Genomic DNA, 16,702 nt, shown 5'->3' with positions numbered 1-16,702 from the left:
ACGTCGCAGTAGCGTCCGGCGCCGGATAGCTCTCTTCTAGGCGCATGGCAGTGCAGCCTCACCAAGTCCTAGCCCGGACTCCTGCCTAATCACCGCTGCCACGGTGAGCAGGGGTCCGGGCTTTTCTGATTTCTGTAACAGGGGGAACACATGACCCTTCGCGTTGACGAGCTATCCGCGTATCTCGCCGCACGTTCCAAGGCTCTCAGAGAGCTTGCCAAGCTCGAATCCAGGGGAATCCACTCAGATGCCGAGAAGGCCCGTGAAACGGATCTTCTCGCGGAGATCAAGCGGGCCGATGATGTGATGCGCACCGCCGTCACTGATGCCGTCATGATCGAGGATCAGCGGACCAATCAGGCCGTCTGGGCCCGCTCCACCGACAGCTATGCGAACCGCCCTCGGGGCTCCGTCAGGATCTTCGACACCTCACTGAGCCAGACACGCGATGGGGACTGGTTTGACGCAGTCACTTCCCAGTACGCGCCCGTCACCTTGTCCGCCGCCGGAAAGGGTTCGCGGTTGATTCAGAAGGTTGCCGCCTTTCCGTTCAGCCGGCAGCGCGGATTTCTGCCGATCGCCCCGAAAGCGACAGCCGTGCTCCAGGCTCGTAACGAGGCCGCCGCATTCATAGCCAACCAGGTAACCGCGCCGGCCTTCGAAGCCGTGAAGGTATCGGCAATGGTAAGTATCGACAAGGACACTCTGACCGATATTCCGCCTACCGAGGCGGCATTGAACACGACCCTTGCCGCTGCCATTGGGGCCCGCCTTGACCACGTGCTGATTCAGGGTGGCACTGATGGCGACGTAACTGTGACCGGCATGCTCGCCGACGGTAAGACTACCGCTGTTCCCGAAATCGGTTTCGATCAGCTGGCCGATGCGGTCGCACGCATTGAGGACTCCGGCGGAACGGCCGAAGCGATCATTGCCCGGCCCAGTGAGATCGCTGGCATTCGCAAGAAGGTGGATGGAAACAAGCTCGACAAGCTGCCGGAGCTGATCAGCATTCCGGATCTCGCGGACGGAACCCCTGGAATCCCGACGGGCACTGTGATCGTCGCTGACCTCGCATCGGTGGCTGTCGCAATCCGAAAGAGCCTTGAGATACTCAAGACTGAGAATTCACCCGAAGCGTTCAGGGTGGATCGCGTGTTCATCGCTGGCCGCTGCCGCGTTTCGTCTGTGGTGCTGGCGGACGCTGCCCGAGTGCAGATTCTCAAGGTCGGCTAATGGCCACTGAGACGTTGATCCAGCAGCCGTCCCACCTGTGCTACCCGGACCAACTGTGCGGCGAATGCCGGACGTACGAACGGCAGAAGCGGGAGACGAGAGAACGGGCCGCTACGGCAGCTCTGGACGAGTGGTCCGCTGCCAGGGGGTACGTCGGGCAATGGCCCTGCTTCCTGCGGTGGTGCAGCACCACCCCTGACGACCTAGCTTCCGTGATGCACGAAACGACGGCGGTCTCTCTGATCCTCGCTGAGCGAGCGGCGGTCTATCGAGTCCGGTTCGAGCGGACCGTCAAGGACACCGGACTTGTCCCGGTCTGCCGTGGCTGTGTGGAGGCGATGAGGTGGCGGGAGGTATCCAGTGACTAGGGGGCTCGCTTCACGCGCTGGGCTGGCCAGGAAGTGGGGAGTGCTCGTCGGCCGGCTCGGGGGCCGGAAGCCGGAGCGCGAGCCCCTGTTGATCGAGACCGCTGAACGACTCGCGGAAGCGGCAAGGCACGGCGCCCACATACGTTGCATGCGCTGCGACGGGTCGGGCCCTGCTGCAGCTGTTGTGCTCGCCTGGAGCACGCCCACCCGCGCGGGCGGCAAGCGCGAACGCGGCAACATCCACACGGCGTGTCGGGGCTGCTGGCGAGATACCGGCCGGAGCGACGGGCTTCCCGTACTCCGAGGCGCTGCCATCGCCCGCGCCGCCAAGCCAGCGGAGACCAAAGCGATCATCTGTCTTTGACGCGCATGAACGGCGGCGCTGGGCAGGGCAGGGCGCTGCGAAAGTTCCCGCCTTGGAGCGCTGGCGATCCCGGTCCCAGAAGAAGAATCACGTCCGTCCCGCCCAGGCGCTCACGGACTGTCCGGCATCTTGAGGGAGGTCCGATGAAACGACGATGCGCACACTCGCCTTGCGGGGTGGAACTACCGCCCGGCGCTGATCCGCGCATGAGGTACTGCGGGGACCCGCACCGGAAAGCGGCGGCACGGGCCCGCAAGGCGACTGCCGCAGTCAGCCAGGCCCGTCCGGCGCCTGCTGAGACGGCCGGGGAGCGGTACCCGGCACTACGGGCCATCTGGGACGCCGTGGCCGCTCAGATCGCCTGTGAGGGCGTCATGGTGGTCGGTTCCTCCGGTGTGCCGGTGGCGCACCCTCTGATCCGGTTCCTGGGGCAGCTCGACACCGCGCTCACGGCTCACGAGCGGGCCAGTGAAACGGCCGACGACGCCGACCCGGTTGCGGTGGCGCAGGCTGCCGCTCGTGCTGCAATGGAGGCGTATCGCCGTGACCGCACCGATTGATCAGCTCCGAGACTGGTCGCGCGAGTTGCCGCCACTAAGTTCTGAACTAGCTGAACTGGCTTGCCTGTTGGGTGATGATGACCGGCGCAAGATCGGCTCTCATCCGCTGTGGCCGGTCTTCGTCGCGCTATTCCGAGCCGAGACGGGTGCCGCCCCCCGACCGGACGGCCTGTCCGTGATCTGCGACTGTCCTGAGCACTACTGATCAAGAGCCCCCGTGCCTTCCTCCCTCAGCGGGTGGTCGATGCGGGGGCTCTTTACGTTGGCGGGCCAGCCGGTCAGGGTCACACGTCGCCGAACTCGCCTGCCTTCACTGCTGCCACGAAGGCTGCGAACGAGTCGCCGGAGATAACCAGGGCGGGCCCGCTGGGGTCCTTCGAGTCGCGAAGGGGGACAACCCCGGGGAAGCCGTCGGCGACCTCAATGCAGTCGCCGCCGTTGCCGCTGTAGGTGCTCTTGCGCCAGCTGGCGCCAGTCAGGTCAGGAAGCATGTTCAAAGTCCTCTCGTAGCCTTCGGATTATGGCCAGCGATGCAGCCGGGGACAGCGCTTCGGCTTGCAGTTGATCGTAGTCCTCAGCCCAGCTGGCCACGGTCTCACTATCCCGCTCCAGGTAGCCGCGCTGAAGCCCTTCCGTGTACCCGAGCATCACTCGGCCTGGCATCGTGAGCAGCGTCACGGGGTGGCTCAACGGGTGCGCCTCTGCCACGGAGTTGAGTGCGATCTGAATCGTGGTCTTCGGTTGCTGGGCGATCTCCTCAAGGTGCCGCAGTTGCCTGATCATCGCGTCGGCCCCGCCGATGGGTCGGTCAAGGCACGTCTCGTCCATGATGGTGCGAAGGGTCGGACGTGGCGTCTTGGCGAAGATCCGTTGCCTTTCGAGCAGGAACCTCACGCGCGCGTCGGCTTGACTCTGATTGATCTTGCCCCGCCGAACGTTGGCCAGCTCCATCGCGGTCGCGTACTCCGCCGTCTGCAACAGGCCCGGGATGATCCGAGGCTGAAAGATCCGAAGCGCCGTCGCGTTGGCTTCGTGAGCCACATACTCCGGGAACCCCGGGATCAGGGAACCGTTCTTCCAACTCCACCACAGCAGCTCAAGAGACCCCCCGGTGTTCAGGTGGTCGTCAGCTCGCTGTACGAAGGTCAAGCTCGGCGGCTCTTTCGCCGTCTCCGTGTTCGAGATGTAGGTGTTGGAGTAGCCAACCAGGAGTCCCAGTCCAACCTGTGTCAGACCTGCTGCCTCACGTGACCTGCGAAGTTGAACAGCCAGTGCTGCCAATGGTGATGACGTTGGATCAAGTGTTCTCCGGTTCATGATCCTCCCCAACTTGAGGTGAGTTCGACTCCAGAGTTGAAGTGCTTCCGATCGTAGGGCTTACTGCCGATTCTGGTAGTGGAGTCACTACGGAGAGGAGCGGCCCGGTGAGTGCGCGTAGACACCCCGCACAGGCGCTGTACGAGCCCAAGGTGGGCGAACTGGTCCGAGATGAGCGAAGCGGGCGGAATGGCGAGTACCAGTGCAAGGGCTTCGGGGAGTACCCCACCGTGCTCTTGCGGCCGAAGGGTGGCGGGTGCGAGTGGGAGGCTCCGGCCAGCGAGATCCGGAAGGTCGCCCTGGCCGACGAGGTGAAGCCGGTCGCCGAGAGTCGACCGCCCGGCCGGCCCCAGGGGAGCGAACGACCGTGAAGCCCCAACTTGGCTACACCGCACCTGTGTTGGATGCAACGGTCATCACTCTTCTGGTGAGTCTGGGGGGTGGCCTGTTGGCAACGCTGCCACACGACGCCAGCACGCCAATCTCAACCCTCGTGGCGCTCTTCAGCTTCACTGCCTGCCCGCTGGGCGTGGTCTGCGTGATCACCTCCGGGCCAATCATGCGCCGCGCCGCTCAGTGCCGAGCTAGGAGGGCAAAGCAGCGATGACCGTCGAGACTCTGTCCGCGCTGCCCGTGCCCTTCCCGCCGAAGCATCAATGGCGCTTCGGACGCTGTGTCTGCTGCGACCGGCAACACCTTGTGGCGCCCGGACCGCAGATCCTCACGGATGCCGGACTGGTGACGCTCCCGTTCTGCGTCGTCGGCTTCGAGCGGGCAGCGCGATACGTCCACCGCGTACGCCTTGCAGCTGCAATGCGTAGTGGCCGTGAGGGCACCGCGTGAGCTGGATCGAGACATGCGATGGCGCCGCCACACTGCCCGACGACGACGGCGGACCGGTCTACCAGGCTCTTTATGGCCCTGACGAGCCCCCCGACGAGCCTGAGCCCCCGGCCTGCTGACAGGCCCCACAAGCCCCCGTGCTGCCATTCCCGGGAAGGAGCGGCACGGGTCTGCTGCCCCAATCACCTTAAAGCGCGCTAGTTGATTGAGGCAGACCCTGCGCAACCCATTAACCAGATGAGGGGAAGTACGGCCATGCGACAGAAGATCACGGCGCACATCCTGGGGAACGGTAGCTGCCCGGCGGGTGGAGACCACCAGTACCAGATGTGGAGTGCGAAGATGCGCTGCGTCAAGTGCGGTGCCACGCAAGGCTGATCATGTGAGTTGGGGGAGGGGGTCCATCCGGGCCCCCTTCCCTTCGCCGAAGGGATCGAAGCATGGAACCTCACGTCGGCTGGGATGAACTTCCCTATGATGTAAAGGCGTTGATTGAGAAGCGCATTGGAACAGTGCTCTCTGCCAAGACCGTACCGGAGGGGCTCACCTGCCGCACGGCACTGATCCTTTCGACGCCGTCCGAGACGCTGTTTCTGAAAGGCGCGCTGATCGCCGACCGTAGCAGCCTGGAAGCACAGCGCATGGAAGCAGACATCAATGAAGCGGTTGGCAGGGTAAGTCCGGCACTGCGCTGGGAAGCCATTGTCGATGAGTGGCACCTGATCGCCTTCGACTTCGTGGACGGCCGGCACGCCGACCTCACCCCCCAGTCGCGAGATGCTGCGATCGTTGCCGACGCGCTCAGGCGTGCTGGCTCCTGCCGTGCGCCCACTGGCGGCCTTGTCCCGCTGCTGGCCGAACGGTACCGCCAGGTTCTTCGCCCCGGGGACTCTGAAGTGCTCGAAGGATCATCGCTGTTGCACACTGATACCAACCCGCACAACCTCTTGATCGCGTCCCAGCGTGGCTATCTGGTCGACTGGGCCATGCCCGCTATCGGCCCTGCGTGGGTGGACGCTGCACAGACAGCAGTCCGGCTCATGGGGTACGGCTGGGAACCTCGGGACGCCCGTATGTGGCTCAGTGGCTTCCCTGAATGGGGGCACGCCAACCCGGCCGCCAAGTCCGCTTTCGTGCGGGTGGTTTGTGATGACGCTACGGCCCGGTTCGGCCCGTACGCCAAGGAGGAGAACGACCGCTACCGCGCACTACTGGCCTGACAGGCGGCGCGCCTCGGCGCCTGAGCTGACGGCTAGACAGATCAGCAGTGCCAGCCTTACGGTTCGACCACAACAAAAAAGGTAGCCCCGGCGAGTGGTGGAACACTCCCGGGGCCATGGCCGACGCTTTCGAGGAGCGACGACGTGACCCACTTTAGCGCCTGGGCGTTCGCCTGGGCTATCTGCCTCATTGCCGCCTTCGTGGCTGCCTGGGGCATCGCGTGCGCCCCGGAGCGTCCCCGTGGGTGCCACCGCGCTACTGCCCCCATCCGGCTGGAGTTGATCGGGCAGCGCCGCGCTTCCTGGGATCGCGAGCGCCCCGAAGTTCATGAGCCCCGCACCCTGCCCCTGTGCTCCGGCGTTCGGCAGCCGATCCCCGCGCATCTGCTCGCCCGAACCATCATGCCGAAGGTCGAACCGGTCCGTGGTCGCGCCCACCTAGTGAACGTGCAGGAAGCCCCTGCTGTTGCCCTGCCGGTACCTGCAACCGTTCGGGTGGTGCCCCTGTGGGTGGCCCGCTGGGAAGAGCAGCAGCAAGCTGAGCGCCGTCGGGCCCTTGTAGCAGCGTCCACCGGTCGGCCCGATCCGGGCTACACCTACCCCGGTGCTCACTCACTCGCTAGCTAGCTAGCACCTCACAGCCCCGTCCGGCCTGATCCGGGCGGGGCTCTTCCGGGGGGATCTAGCGGCGGCACATACTCAGCGTGGTCTTCCCGGTGCCGGTGCCGCCGCTGACGAGCATGGAGAGCCGGGCCCGTACGACGTGGGTGAGCAGCTGCGCACCGGCCGGCGGCAAGGAGCCGCGCGCCACCAACTCGTCCAGGGTGAAGGGTTGGGGGCGGCTGGTGCGGAGCGAGATGTGCGTGCAGCCGGTGGCGATCGGCGGGATCACCGCATGCAGCCTGGTGCCGTCGGGCAGCCTGGCGTCGACCCACGGCCGGGCGTCGTCGAGTCGCCGGCCGGCCGCGGAAGCGAGCCGATGGGCGAGCCTGCGTACCGACTCGGCGTCCGGAAAACGGACGGCGGGCACCCGTTCCAGACCCGCACCGCGGTCGACCCAGACCTCGTCGGGCGCGTTCACCAGGACGTCCGTCACCTCGGCCTGTGAGAGCAGTGGATCGAGCGGCCCCGCGCCGACCATTTCCGCATGCAGCACCCGGACCGTGTCGAGGACATCGCCACCACCGAGCGGTGGCCGCTCCGAGCGGAGGGCTGCGGCCACCGAGCCGGCCGTCGGCGGGGATCCGGTCTCGGCGAGCCGCAGCCGTACGGCATCGATCAGAGCGGCCGCCCGTTCCGTCTCCGGCCCGAGGTCGCCGCCGTGGGCTGTGCGTGTCACCCCGGGGCGGATCACGACCGGACCGGAGGCGGCCCGGCCGGTGGGGCGCGGCGGCCCCGGATCCTGTCCGGTGCCCGACGGCGCGGCGGGAGGTTGCGGGCTCGGGCTCCGCAGGGCGGCCTCCGCCCCCGGAGGGTGGGGCACCGGGTCGCGGTCGGCCACGGCCATCTGCGCTGCTTCCTGCACCACGCTCTCCCCCTCCGCACGTCCACCCGCGGCTGCCCCGCCCGGGAAACCGCTGTCGGGCCTGTGCGTCCGATCCGGACCGTGCGGGCGGGCTCGGCCCCGGTGATCGGCGGGCCGCCCTCCGGCCACCACGACACCCCGCTCGGGGCCGCTCGGGCTCCGGCCCCGGTAGTTCTTGCGCAGGCCCGGCCTGCGCAGTCGATCGGTCACGGTGCACCTCCTCCGGCCGCCGCCACCGGCGGCATGGCCTCGTCCAGAAAACTGCTGCAGAAGCGAGCCAGCGGCCCGCGCTCCCGGAAGCCGGGCGGTGCGCCCCGCTCCACGTCGACGGACAGCCCCGGCTCGTGCGGGAGTTCACCCGCCAGCCGCAGGCCCAGCCCCCTGGCGATCTCGGAGCCGGCCAGGCCCGCGGGCCCTGGCACCCTGGCGACCGCCCGGAGGTCGGACAGCCGCATCCGTGCCGCGGCGGCCACCCGGTCCGCCGCCGCCATCGCGCGCAGTTCGGCGGGGACGACGAGCAGGCCGGTGTCGGTCTGTTCGAGGGCTTGGCCGGCTGCGGCGTCCAAGTGGCGCGGAAGGTCGAGGACGACCAGGCCGCCGCGTCTGCGGGCCGCAGCGAGGACGCTGCGCATCGCCTCCGGCGGGATGGTGAGCAGATCGCTCCGATCCCAGGAGAGCGTCGACAAACGATGAAGTGCCGGGAGCGCGCCCGCCAGTTCGGCCCCGCTGACCCGGCCGCGCGCCCCCGCGAGGTCGGGCCAGCGCAGCCCCTCGACCTGCTCGGCGCCGAGCATGACGTCCAGACCGCCGCCGAGCGGGTCGGCGTCGATCAGCATGGTCCGGTGACCGGTGCGGGCCGCGGTGACGGCCAGCGCGCAGGCGAGGGTCGATGCCCCGGCGCCACCGCGTCCACCGAGTACGGCCACGGTCAGTGCCGGCGGCCCGACACCCTCGACCGCGTCGGCGATCCGGTCCAGCAACCAGGTCTGCGCATCGGGCAGGAACAGGACGTGCTCGGCGCCGAGTTGGACGGCCCGGACCCAGACCTCGCCGTCGTCGAGGTCCAGCCCCAGCAGCAGGACGCCGGCCCGGCGGCCGAGGCCCGCACAGTGCTCGGAACGGTCGTCCCCCACCAGCACCAGTGACGCCTCCTCCCAGAGCTGGCGCGGCGGTGGGGCACCGGTGATCAGCTGGGGTTCCGTGCCGGCCGCGGCGCAGATGCGGACCAGTTGCTCGGTGAGCGCCTCGTCCGCGGTGACGATGAGCGGGCCGCCCGGGGTGGGGCGGTCGGCGACGGGTCGATCGGTGATGGGTGATGACATGGCGGTCTCCCCCTCTGAGGTGGGCTGTCACGTTCCGCAGACCGCGGATGCGATTCCGGAACCGGCTGGTAGGACATCGGCCGTTCTCCCTCGACGGGATCCACCGGCCTCTCCCCGAGCACCAAGGTGAGGCGTGGAACGGATTCCGTCATCCCCCTTCCGAATCCCTGTGGACAACTCGGGGTTGTGGATAACTCTGTTCACTCGACCGGGGGGTATTGGTGCGCGGAATTGACGCGCGAAGCAACTCGAAGATCGTTCACGCCGGGCGAGCGGCGACAACGCGGAGGCTCGAACGGACCACAATGAGACACCGACTTCGATCACTCACCGTGACCGATCGGCCGCGCTCGGCCGGAACGCAGAAGGCCCGCCGACACCGGCAGGCCCTGGAAGTTCCACCCCCACGACGTCCGCAACTGGCCCGGAAAACGGCCGTGGACGTGCGACGACCCCCGCCGGGGGGGAGAGCGGGGGTCGTCTATCCACGGTCCGACTCGGGGGGGAGGAGCCGGACCGGGTTAGCACGGTCGCGAACGATCCGTGACTTCAATGGTGTACCCGAGCGGCCAGAAACACAAACCCGCGCGCCGACGAGTACGCCGAATGGCGGGGTGCTCAGGCGGGCCCTCTATCCTCGGTTCCCGTGGACACCACCGAGAACGCCGACATCGCCGACCAGGGCGGGAACACCCCACCCCGCCCCGCGAACCGTTCCTCATCGGAAAGCACGGAGCCCGCCGCCTCCCCGCGGCGCCCATACCGTGCGCCGCGCACCGCGGCTTTCTTCGATCTCGACAAGACGATCATCGCCAAGTCGAGCGCCCTGGCCTTCAGCCGTCCCTTCTACCAGGGCGGGCTGATCAATCGCCGGGCCGTCCTGAAGAGCGCCTACGCACAGTTCGTCTTCCTCCTCGGCGGCGCCGATCATGACCAGATGGAGAAGCTTCGCGCCTATCTGTCGGCAATGACCAAGGGCTGGAACGTCCAACAGGTCCGCGAGATCGTCGCGGAGACCCTGCACGACCTGATCGACCCGATCATCTACGACGAGGCGGCCTCCCTCATCGAGGAGCACCACGCGGCCGGCCGCGACGTGGTGATCGTCAGCAGTTCGGGGGCCGAGGTGGTGGAGCCGATCGGTGCGCTGCTCGGCGCCGACCACGTGGTCGCGACCCGCCTGAAGATCGAGGACGGCCGGTACACCGGCGAGATCGAGTACTACGCCTACGCCGAGAACAAGGCCGTCTCGATCCGCGAGCTCGCCGAGTCCGAGGGGTACGACCTCCCCAACTGCTATGCGTACAGCGACTCGTCGACCGACCTGCCGATGCTGGAGGCGGTCGGCCACCCGTTCGCGGTCAACCCGGACCGCGCGCTGCGCAAGGAGGCGGTCGCCCGCGAGTGGCCCGTCCTGGTCTTCAGCCGCCCCGTCGAACTGCACCGACGGTTGCCCGAATTCCACACGCCCAGCCGGTCGGTGGTCGCGACGGTGGCGGTCGGAACGGCACTGCTCACGGCCGGACTGCTCTGGTACGCGGCGCGCAGGCGCCGGCCGGAGTGCTGAGCGGCACCGTGGACGGCGCGCCACGGAGCCCCCGACACGGCCCGCAGTCCGCCTAAACGGACAAAAAGTAAAAGCTTCTCGTTTCGGGTTCCGCTTTCACCCGAAGCGCGATACAAAGGACTTAACGGCCCGCGAGACCCGGTCAGGACCCTACGGGGTCGCTCCGACAACGCAATTCAGGCCCACGGACCGAGTACGGATGACTGAGCACCCACATGCAGCCGACCCGCTGTCGGGCCGCCGCACCAGGTGAACGGGCAGGATCCCCGCCTGATGGGCACTTTCCGGTGCATGCTTGGTAACCCGGCATCCGTACCAGCGGCGGCACCCGGTCCGATCAGGTGCCGCCGCAACCCTGTTCGAGCCCAGCCCGCGACTCAGACCATGCCTCGCTGCATCGCCTCGCAGACCGCCGTGCTCTCCCGAACACCGAGCCTCAACGCCGCGCCGCAGTGCGCGATCCAGCGGGCCATCCCGTCCGGCGTCCCACCCAGGTAGCCCAGCAGCGCCTCCCGGTAGGCCGCCGTACCGAGCTCCGCGAAACCGACCTCGGCCGGACAGATCGCCTTGGGATCGAGCCCCTCCGCGATCTGGACGATGCGCTGCGCGGCGCGCGCGATCACGCCGTTGTGCTCGCCGAACGGCCGGAGGGCCAGCAGCTCGCCGTGGACGACGGCGGCCACCACCAGTGTCGGGGTGCCGCCGGTGGCACCCTCGGCGCGCGCGGCCAGGAGCTGGGAAAGCTGGTCGAGCCGGGCCGCGCACTCCTCGGCGGAGGGCGCCGGAGGCAGTCCCACCGCGCCGGCGCCGGAAGCGGCCTGCGCGCCGACCCCTTCGACGGCTTCCAGCTCCACCGGGAACGGGGCCGCCGCGGGCTCACCGGGCCTGCGCGGGCGACCGGCCGACGGATCCGCGTCGCCCACGGCCAGCAGGTGCAACCTGGCCAGCACCTGCAGCGGAGAGTGCCGCCAGGTGGTCAGCAGCTGCCCCGCCTCGGCCGAGATGCGCAGCGCGCCGCCGACGGTGCGGGCCTGGGCGTCGGCACTGAAGTCGGTCCTGCGCCGGACCTCCTCCAGCGGCCAGTCGGCGCCGTCCAGCGCGGCGGAGGCCCGGGCGCCACGGAGGGCGGACTCCGAGGTCACCTCCGAGGCTCGGCGGCGCATCACCCGGTGCCCGTAGAGACGGTCCACGGCCTTGCGCACCTCGGCGACGGCCTCGGGTACCCCGGGGAGCTGGGCCAGCGGGGCGAGGGGATCAGTTCCAGTGCTCACCTACCCGAGAGTAATCACTCCCGGGGGCAAGCCCCCACAGCAACCCCGCCATCACCCGTTCGAGGCAATCCGTCGTTCCCGTATGTATCGCACACCGGACCCCGGCTAGCATGGCCACTATCGGTGACGATAACGATTTCCAACAGTCTTCCCAGTCCGCGGCCGGCAGTCGCGGCGCACTGGAGTAGGAGCCGGAGTCTCAGATGAAGATCGCCTTCGTCGGCAAGGGTGGCAGCGGGAAGACCACGCTGTCCGGACTGTTCATCCGCCACCTGGCCGCAGCGGGATGTCCGGTCATCGCCGTCGATGCCGACATCAACCAACACCTGGGCCCTGCACTCGGGTTGACCGACGATCAGGCCGCCACGGTGCCCTCGCTCGGCGCCCACCTGCCGCTGATCAAGGAGTACCTGCGCGGCACCAACCCGCTGATCAGCTCGGCCGACGAAATGATCAAAACCACGCCACCCGGCCGGGGTTCACGCCTGCTGCGGATCATCGACGAGAACCCGGTGTACGAGGCGTGCGCGCGCCCGATCGCCCTCGACGAGGGCTCGGTCCGACTGCTGGCAACCGGCGCGTTCACCGAGGAGGACCTCGGCGTCGCCTGCTACCACTCCAAGGTCGGCGCGGTCGAGCTCCTGCTCAACCACCTGGTCGACGGCCGGGACGAGTACGTGGTGACCGACATGACCGCCGGCTCCGACTCGTTCGCCTCCGGCCTGTTCACCCGCTTCGACCTGACGTTCCTGGTCGCCGAGCCGACCCGCAAGGGCGTCTCCGTCTACCGCCAGTACAAGGAGTACGCGCAGGACTTCGGGGTCCGACTGCGGGTGATCGGCAACAAGGTGCAGAGCCCCGAGGACCTGGCCTTCCTCCGTCGCGAGGTCGGCGACGACCTGCTCACCTCCTTCGGACAGTCCGACTGGGTCCGCCGGCTGGAGCGCGGGGACGCGCCGGCGCTGCGGACCCTCGAACCGGCCAACCGCGAGGTACTGGAACTGCTCAGGGGCGAGGCCGAAGGAGCCTTCGACCACCGCGACGCGGAGCGGTACACCGCCCAGGCCGTCCACTTCCACCTCCGCAACGCGGAGAGTTGGGGGAACGCGAAGGTCGGCGTCGACCTGTCCGCCCAGGTCGACAAGGGCTTCGTACCGAGCCCCTCCGGAGCCGCCACGGCGCACGCCTGACGGCGCGGCCGCGCCCGGCTCCGGCCGCAGGCGCGGCCGGAACAGGACATCCGGTCCGGCGACACCCCTACGACGGGTGCCGCCGGACTTCGCGTACGCGGAGTTCCCGATCGGTTCGCGCACCACTCATAGGAGTGAAAGCCAGGGCCCCACCTTCCGTTCAGTTGTGCGCTGTGCAAAGGTTTCATTACTCTCGGTTTACCGATTCTTGATGGTCGCGGGCTGCCCACGAAGACCCACCGCTGCGCCCGAGCCATCCCGCCGTACCGTCGCGACCCACGACAGCCACTCCGACCTCAAGCCTCATCGCCGGACCTGACTGCGTTCGTTCCCCGGACAGACGGGAAGACCATGACCCTTGACGTTTCCAGCGCTCCCACTCCCTCGGACACCACCGATCACGCGCCGCCCACCGCACCCGGCCGCCCACCGACGAACAGCGCCCGACGGCTGCTGCTGCGGGACGTGCCCGCCTCCCTCGCGGTCTTCCTGATCGCCGTCCCCTTCTCGCTCGGCATCGCGCTGGCCACCGGCGCCCCGCTCACCGCAGGCCTGGTGTCCGCCGCGGTCGGCGGCCTGGTCGTCGGCCTCTTCGGTGGCACACAGCTCCAGGTCAGCGGGCCCTCGGCCGCCCTCACCGTGGTCACCGCCGGTCTGCTCGCCCGGTACGGGTGGCAGGTCGCCTGCGCCGTGACCGTTGCGGCCGGCGTGCTCCAATTCCTCCTCGGCACCCTCCGGGTGGCCCGCGCCGCGCTCGCCGTCTCCCCCGCCATCGTGCACGGCATGCTCGCCGGGGTCGGGCTGACCATCGCGCTCACCCAGCTGCACGTCGTCCTCGGCGGCTCGCCGCAGAGCTCCGCCCTCGCCAACCTGGTCGCGCTGCCAGGGCAGTTGGCCGGGCCGCACCTGCCCGCCCTCGCCGTCGGCGCGGTCGCCATCACCGTCCTCTTCGGCTGGCCACGGCTCGGCCGGCTCCCCGGCCGGACCGGCAGGGTCGGCGCCCGGCTCACGAAGGTCCCGGCGGCCCTGGCCGCCGTCGCGGCGGCCACCGCGCTCTCCCTCCTGGCCGGCCTGCGCCTCGCCCGGGTCGAGCTGCCCGAGTGGGACCACCACGCCCTCGCCTCCTTCCCGTCCGGCACCCTCGTCGCCGAGCACTGGCCCGAACTGCTGGCCGCGGTCCTGACGGTCACCGCGGTGGCCACCGTGGAGTCCCTGCTCTCCGCCGTGGCGGTGGACCGCATGTCGCACAGCACCGGCGATCTCGACCGCGAGCTCCGCGGGCAGGGCGCCGCGAATCTGGTGTCGGGTCTGCTGGGCGGCCTCCCGGTGGCCGGCGGCGCGGTGCGCAGCACCGCCAACGTCCAGGCGGGGGCGGCCACTCGGATGTCCTCGGTCCTGCACGGCTGCTGGGTCCTGCTGGCGGCGCTCGTCCTGACCGGCGGGCTGCGGCGGATCCCGTTGGCCGCCCTGGCCGCCCTGGTCCTGGTGGTGGGCGTGCAGATGGTCAGCTTCGCGCACATCCGCAGGATCCACCGGCACCGGGAGTTCCCGGTCTACCTGGCCACCGTGCTCGGCGTCGTGCTGCTCGGGGTGCCGCTCGGAGTGACCATCGGCGGCTCGGTGGCCGTCCTGCTCGCGCTCTACCGGCTCACCCGGGCACACGTCGACGTGGTGACCGGGGCGGACGGGTCGTACACCGTGCACACACACGGGCCGCTGACGTTCGCGGCGGTCCCCAAGTTGAGCCGCGCGCTGACCCGCGTCCCCGCCGGCGCGGTGGTCACGGTCCGCCACGACGGTTCCTTCCTTGACCACGCCGCCTACGAGGCCGTACACACCTGGCGGGCCGGCCACCTGGCGACCGGCGGCCGGGTCTCGATGGTGACCAAGCGCCCGGACGACGAGGTCCTCGACCCGGACGGGACCATCCGCACGGGCAGCTCCCCCGGCCCGCACCGCTGCCGGGCCTGGACACCCTGGGTCGGCCACCACTGCATCGAGCAGGGAGCGGACGATCCGCACGGCCGGCTGCTCGACGGAGTCCGCGGGTTCCAGCAGCACACCGCTCCCCTGGTGCGCGAGGAGCTGGCCCGGCTCGCGCGCGACGGCCAGACGCCGTCCCAGCTCTTCCTGACCTGCGCCGACTCCCGCATGGTCACCAGCATGATCACCAACAGCGGTCCCGGTGACCTCTTCACCGTCCGCAACGTCGGCAACCTGGTGCCCGCGCCGCACGAGCCCGGCGCCGCCGACGACTCGGTGGCCGCTGCCGTCCAGTACGCCGTGGAGGTCCTGGAGGTCGGCAGCATCACCGTCTGCGGGCACTCGGGGTGCGGGGCCATGAAGGCCCTGCTCGACGGGGTGCACGAGCAGCCCGGTCCGCCCACCGCACTGACCCGGTGGCTGCGCAACGGCCGCGGCTCGCTCGCCCGGCTGCGCCGGGTGCCCGCCGAGTTCGAGGGCCGTCCGGTGGCCGACACGGTCGAGCAGCTCTGCATCACCAACGTGGTTCAGCAGTTGGACCAGTTGATGGCCAATCCGGCGGTCGAACGCGGGGTCGCCGCCGGGACGCTGCGGCTGGTCGGCATGTACTTCGACTTCGCGACGGCCCAGGCGTACGTCCTGGACCGGGCGAGCGGCCGCTTCGCGCCGGTGTCCGCGGAACGCACACCGCAGGGCACCGACCGCGCCGATCGCGGGGGTACGGAAGGCCCGGACGGCAGGAAGGAGCAGCAGTTGGCCGCGTAGGCCGCAGCATCCTCGCACCGCGCCCCGGCTGGAACGAACACATCGATAGCAGGCAGATGGACACCCGGCCGGGCAGGTTCGCCCGGCCGGGACCCGCGGAGCAGGGTCAGGAGGCTCGACCCAGCAGGCGGTTGGCCAGATCGGCCGGTGTCACGTAGCCGGGCCAGCGGCCGTCCGCGAACAGCCGGACCCCCGCGTCCTGGTAGCACTGGTCGACCAGTTGGGAGCAGATCATGTGCTTGGTCGAAGCCACATAGCTCTTGAGCAGCGGGCCGGCCGGCAGGTGGAACCGGTGAGCCGCCAGCGCCGCGAAGTCGGCGAAGCTGTAGGGCACACCGAGGTAGCCGTGAGCGGCGGCGACGATCGCCCGGCGCTGTTCGCCGCTCAACGGGACGTGTCCGGTGGACCACAGGATCGGGCGGTCCTGGTAGGCGGAGAGTGGCAGCAGCTCGGCGCCGCCGGGCTGTGCCTCGACCAGTTGGCCATCGTCGACGAGGACGAAGGCGTGCTCGTAGTCGGCGAATCCGTCGCCGTTGAGCCACTGGCCGATCCGGATCATTCGGCCGACTCCGCCGTCCATTCGGACCACGGCGAAGTCGCCGGGAAGGGGTGGGTGTGCAGGTGTTCCGGGCATGGCTCGACCCCCGAAGGAAGGAAGGGGTGCGCTGACATGCGAGCCACGCCCACGACGGCGGGCCCGCTCTGCTCCATGAAGGTCCTGACCACCTCTGGAGGTACTGTCTGGAGTACCCGGTAGAAGGGGTGTCAATACCAGCACCGGACGGTGCGTCAGACCGGATGTCGGGGGCGACGAGGGGCTCCCGCCGACCGCCTGGCCATCGGAGGGCGGGCGTCGGCAGGGGCAGGCCCGGGCTCGACGCGGGAACGCCCCGGCAGCGGTCGGTACCGGATCCGCGCGGAAGCGCGGCGGCATTCCAGCCAGAGGTCTACACCAATTTTCAAGCGCCTCTTGTCAACACGCCCGTTCGCCTGGTGAGCTGTGTGCTGGGACACCAGGGACAATCCCTCCGCACGGGAGCACCCTGGACGTAGAGAACTCGATGAGGAGCACGCGTTGAGCAACGAGAGTCTGGCGAACCTGCTCAAGGAGGACCGCCGTTTCGCGCCGCCGGCGGAGCTCGCCGCGGCCGCGAACGTGACCGCCGCCGCG

Annotated in this window: 14 protein-coding genes; 8 read left to right on the top strand and 6 right to left on the bottom strand. The window is 69.2% G+C overall.

Annotation, left to right across the window (positions count from 1 at the left end; translation table 11 throughout):
• The first annotated feature begins 150 nt into the window (after positions 1-150).
• The 3 genes from ACIOFR_RS13355 (at position 151) to ACIOFR_RS13345 (ending at position 2,733) form a co-directional block, all read left to right on the top strand.
• Positions 151-1,236, top strand: coding sequence for a phage major capsid protein (locus tag ACIOFR_RS13355; protein WP_400995895.1), 1,086 nt, complete (start codon positions 151-153; stop codon positions 1,234-1,236).
• 1,076 nt (positions 1,237-2,312) lie between these two features.
• On the top strand, positions 2,313-2,528 hold the full coding sequence (locus ACIOFR_RS13350) for a hypothetical protein (protein WP_400995893.1): 216 nt from the start codon (positions 2,313-2,315) through the stop codon (positions 2,526-2,528).
• The gene (locus ACIOFR_RS13345) at positions 2,512-2,733 is read left to right on the top strand and encodes a hypothetical protein (protein WP_400995890.1); all 222 of its coding nucleotides are present in this window, start codon (positions 2,512-2,514) and stop codon (positions 2,731-2,733) included. The genes ACIOFR_RS13350 and ACIOFR_RS13345 overlap by 17 nt, the downstream gene beginning before the upstream one ends.
• 79 nt (positions 2,734-2,812) lie before the next feature.
• On the opposite strand, the gene ACIOFR_RS13340 is transcribed toward ACIOFR_RS13345, so the two are convergent.
• Both ACIOFR_RS13340 and ACIOFR_RS13335 read right to left on the bottom strand, forming a co-directional pair.
• The gene (locus tag ACIOFR_RS13340) at positions 2,813-3,019 is read right to left on the bottom strand and encodes a DUF397 domain-containing protein (protein ID WP_400995887.1); all 207 of its coding nucleotides are present in this window, start codon (positions 3,017-3,019) and stop codon (positions 2,813-2,815) included.
• Complete coding sequence (locus tag ACIOFR_RS13335) at positions 3,009-3,845, bottom strand: helix-turn-helix domain-containing protein (RefSeq protein WP_400995885.1); 837 nt, start codon at positions 3,843-3,845, stop codon at positions 3,009-3,011. Before ACIOFR_RS13335 ends, ACIOFR_RS13340 begins: the two co-directional genes overlap by 11 nt.
• A 107-nt stretch (positions 3,846-3,952) precedes the next feature.
• Between ACIOFR_RS13335 and ACIOFR_RS13330 the strand changes: the two genes are divergently transcribed.
• Together ACIOFR_RS13330 and ACIOFR_RS13325 are read left to right on the top strand one after the other, a co-directional pair.
• The gene (locus ACIOFR_RS13330) at positions 3,953-4,216 is read left to right on the top strand and encodes a hypothetical protein (protein ID WP_400995882.1); all 264 of its coding nucleotides are present in this window, start codon (positions 3,953-3,955) and stop codon (positions 4,214-4,216) included.
• Positions 4,217-5,128: 912 nt separating this feature from the next.
• The gene (locus ACIOFR_RS13325) at positions 5,129-5,908 is read left to right on the top strand and encodes a phosphotransferase (RefSeq protein ID WP_400995880.1); all 780 of its coding nucleotides are present in this window, start codon (positions 5,129-5,131) and stop codon (positions 5,906-5,908) included.
• A gap of 682 nt (positions 5,909-6,590) precedes the next feature.
• On the opposite strand, the gene ACIOFR_RS13320 is transcribed toward ACIOFR_RS13325, so the two are convergent.
• Both ACIOFR_RS13320 and ssd read right to left on the bottom strand, forming a co-directional pair.
• Positions 6,591-7,247 (bottom strand): ATPase, T2SS/T4P/T4SS family, encoded by a 657-nt coding sequence (locus tag ACIOFR_RS13320; RefSeq protein ID WP_400995878.1) that lies wholly within the window; start codon positions 7,245-7,247, stop codon positions 6,591-6,593.
• Positions 7,248-7,639: 392 nt separating this feature from the next.
• Positions 7,640-8,755 carry a septum site-determining protein Ssd gene (gene ssd, locus ACIOFR_RS13315; protein WP_400995876.1) on the bottom strand — a complete coding sequence of 372 codons (1,116 nt, stop codon included), beginning with the start codon at positions 8,753-8,755 and terminating at the stop codon, positions 7,640-7,642.
• Between the two features lie 646 nt (positions 8,756-9,401).
• On the opposite strand from ssd, the gene ACIOFR_RS13310 reads away from it, so the two are divergent.
• A complete protein-coding gene (locus ACIOFR_RS13310; RefSeq protein WP_400995874.1) occupies positions 9,402-10,322 on the top strand; it encodes an HAD family hydrolase in 921 nt (306 codons plus the stop codon).
• A gap of 377 nt (positions 10,323-10,699) precedes the next feature.
• Here the strand turns inward: ACIOFR_RS13310 and ACIOFR_RS13305 are convergent, their stop codons facing one another.
• Positions 10,700-11,593 carry an oxidoreductase gene (locus tag ACIOFR_RS13305; protein WP_400995871.1) on the bottom strand — a complete coding sequence of 298 codons (894 nt, stop codon included), beginning with the start codon at positions 11,591-11,593 and terminating at the stop codon, positions 10,700-10,702.
• Positions 11,594-11,796: 203 nt separating this feature from the next.
• Between ACIOFR_RS13305 and ACIOFR_RS13300 the strand changes: the two genes are divergently transcribed.
• Positions 11,797-12,783 carry an ATP-binding protein gene (locus ACIOFR_RS13300; RefSeq protein ID WP_400995869.1) on the top strand — a complete coding sequence of 329 codons (987 nt, stop codon included), beginning with the start codon at positions 11,797-11,799 and terminating at the stop codon, positions 12,781-12,783.
• A gap of 351 nt (positions 12,784-13,134) precedes the next feature.
• Positions 13,135-15,531, top strand: coding sequence for a SulP family inorganic anion transporter (locus ACIOFR_RS13295; RefSeq protein WP_400995867.1), 2,397 nt, complete (start codon positions 13,135-13,137; stop codon positions 15,529-15,531).
• Between the two features lie 106 nt (positions 15,532-15,637).
• Here the strand turns inward: ACIOFR_RS13295 and ACIOFR_RS13290 are convergent, their stop codons facing one another.
• The gene (locus tag ACIOFR_RS13290; RefSeq protein ID WP_400995865.1) at positions 15,638-16,090 is read right to left on the bottom strand and encodes a hypothetical protein; all 453 of its coding nucleotides are present in this window, start codon (positions 16,088-16,090) and stop codon (positions 15,638-15,640) included.
• Positions 16,091-16,702: the final 612 nt, after the last annotated feature.

This window comes from Kitasatospora sp. NPDC088346, assembly GCF_044740765.1.
In the GTDB taxonomy this organism is placed as follows: Bacteria; Actinomycetota; Actinomycetes; order Streptomycetales; family Streptomycetaceae; genus Kitasatospora.
The sequence above is the reverse complement of the archived record's forward strand: the minus strand, read 5'-3'. Positions and strand labels throughout refer to the sequence as shown.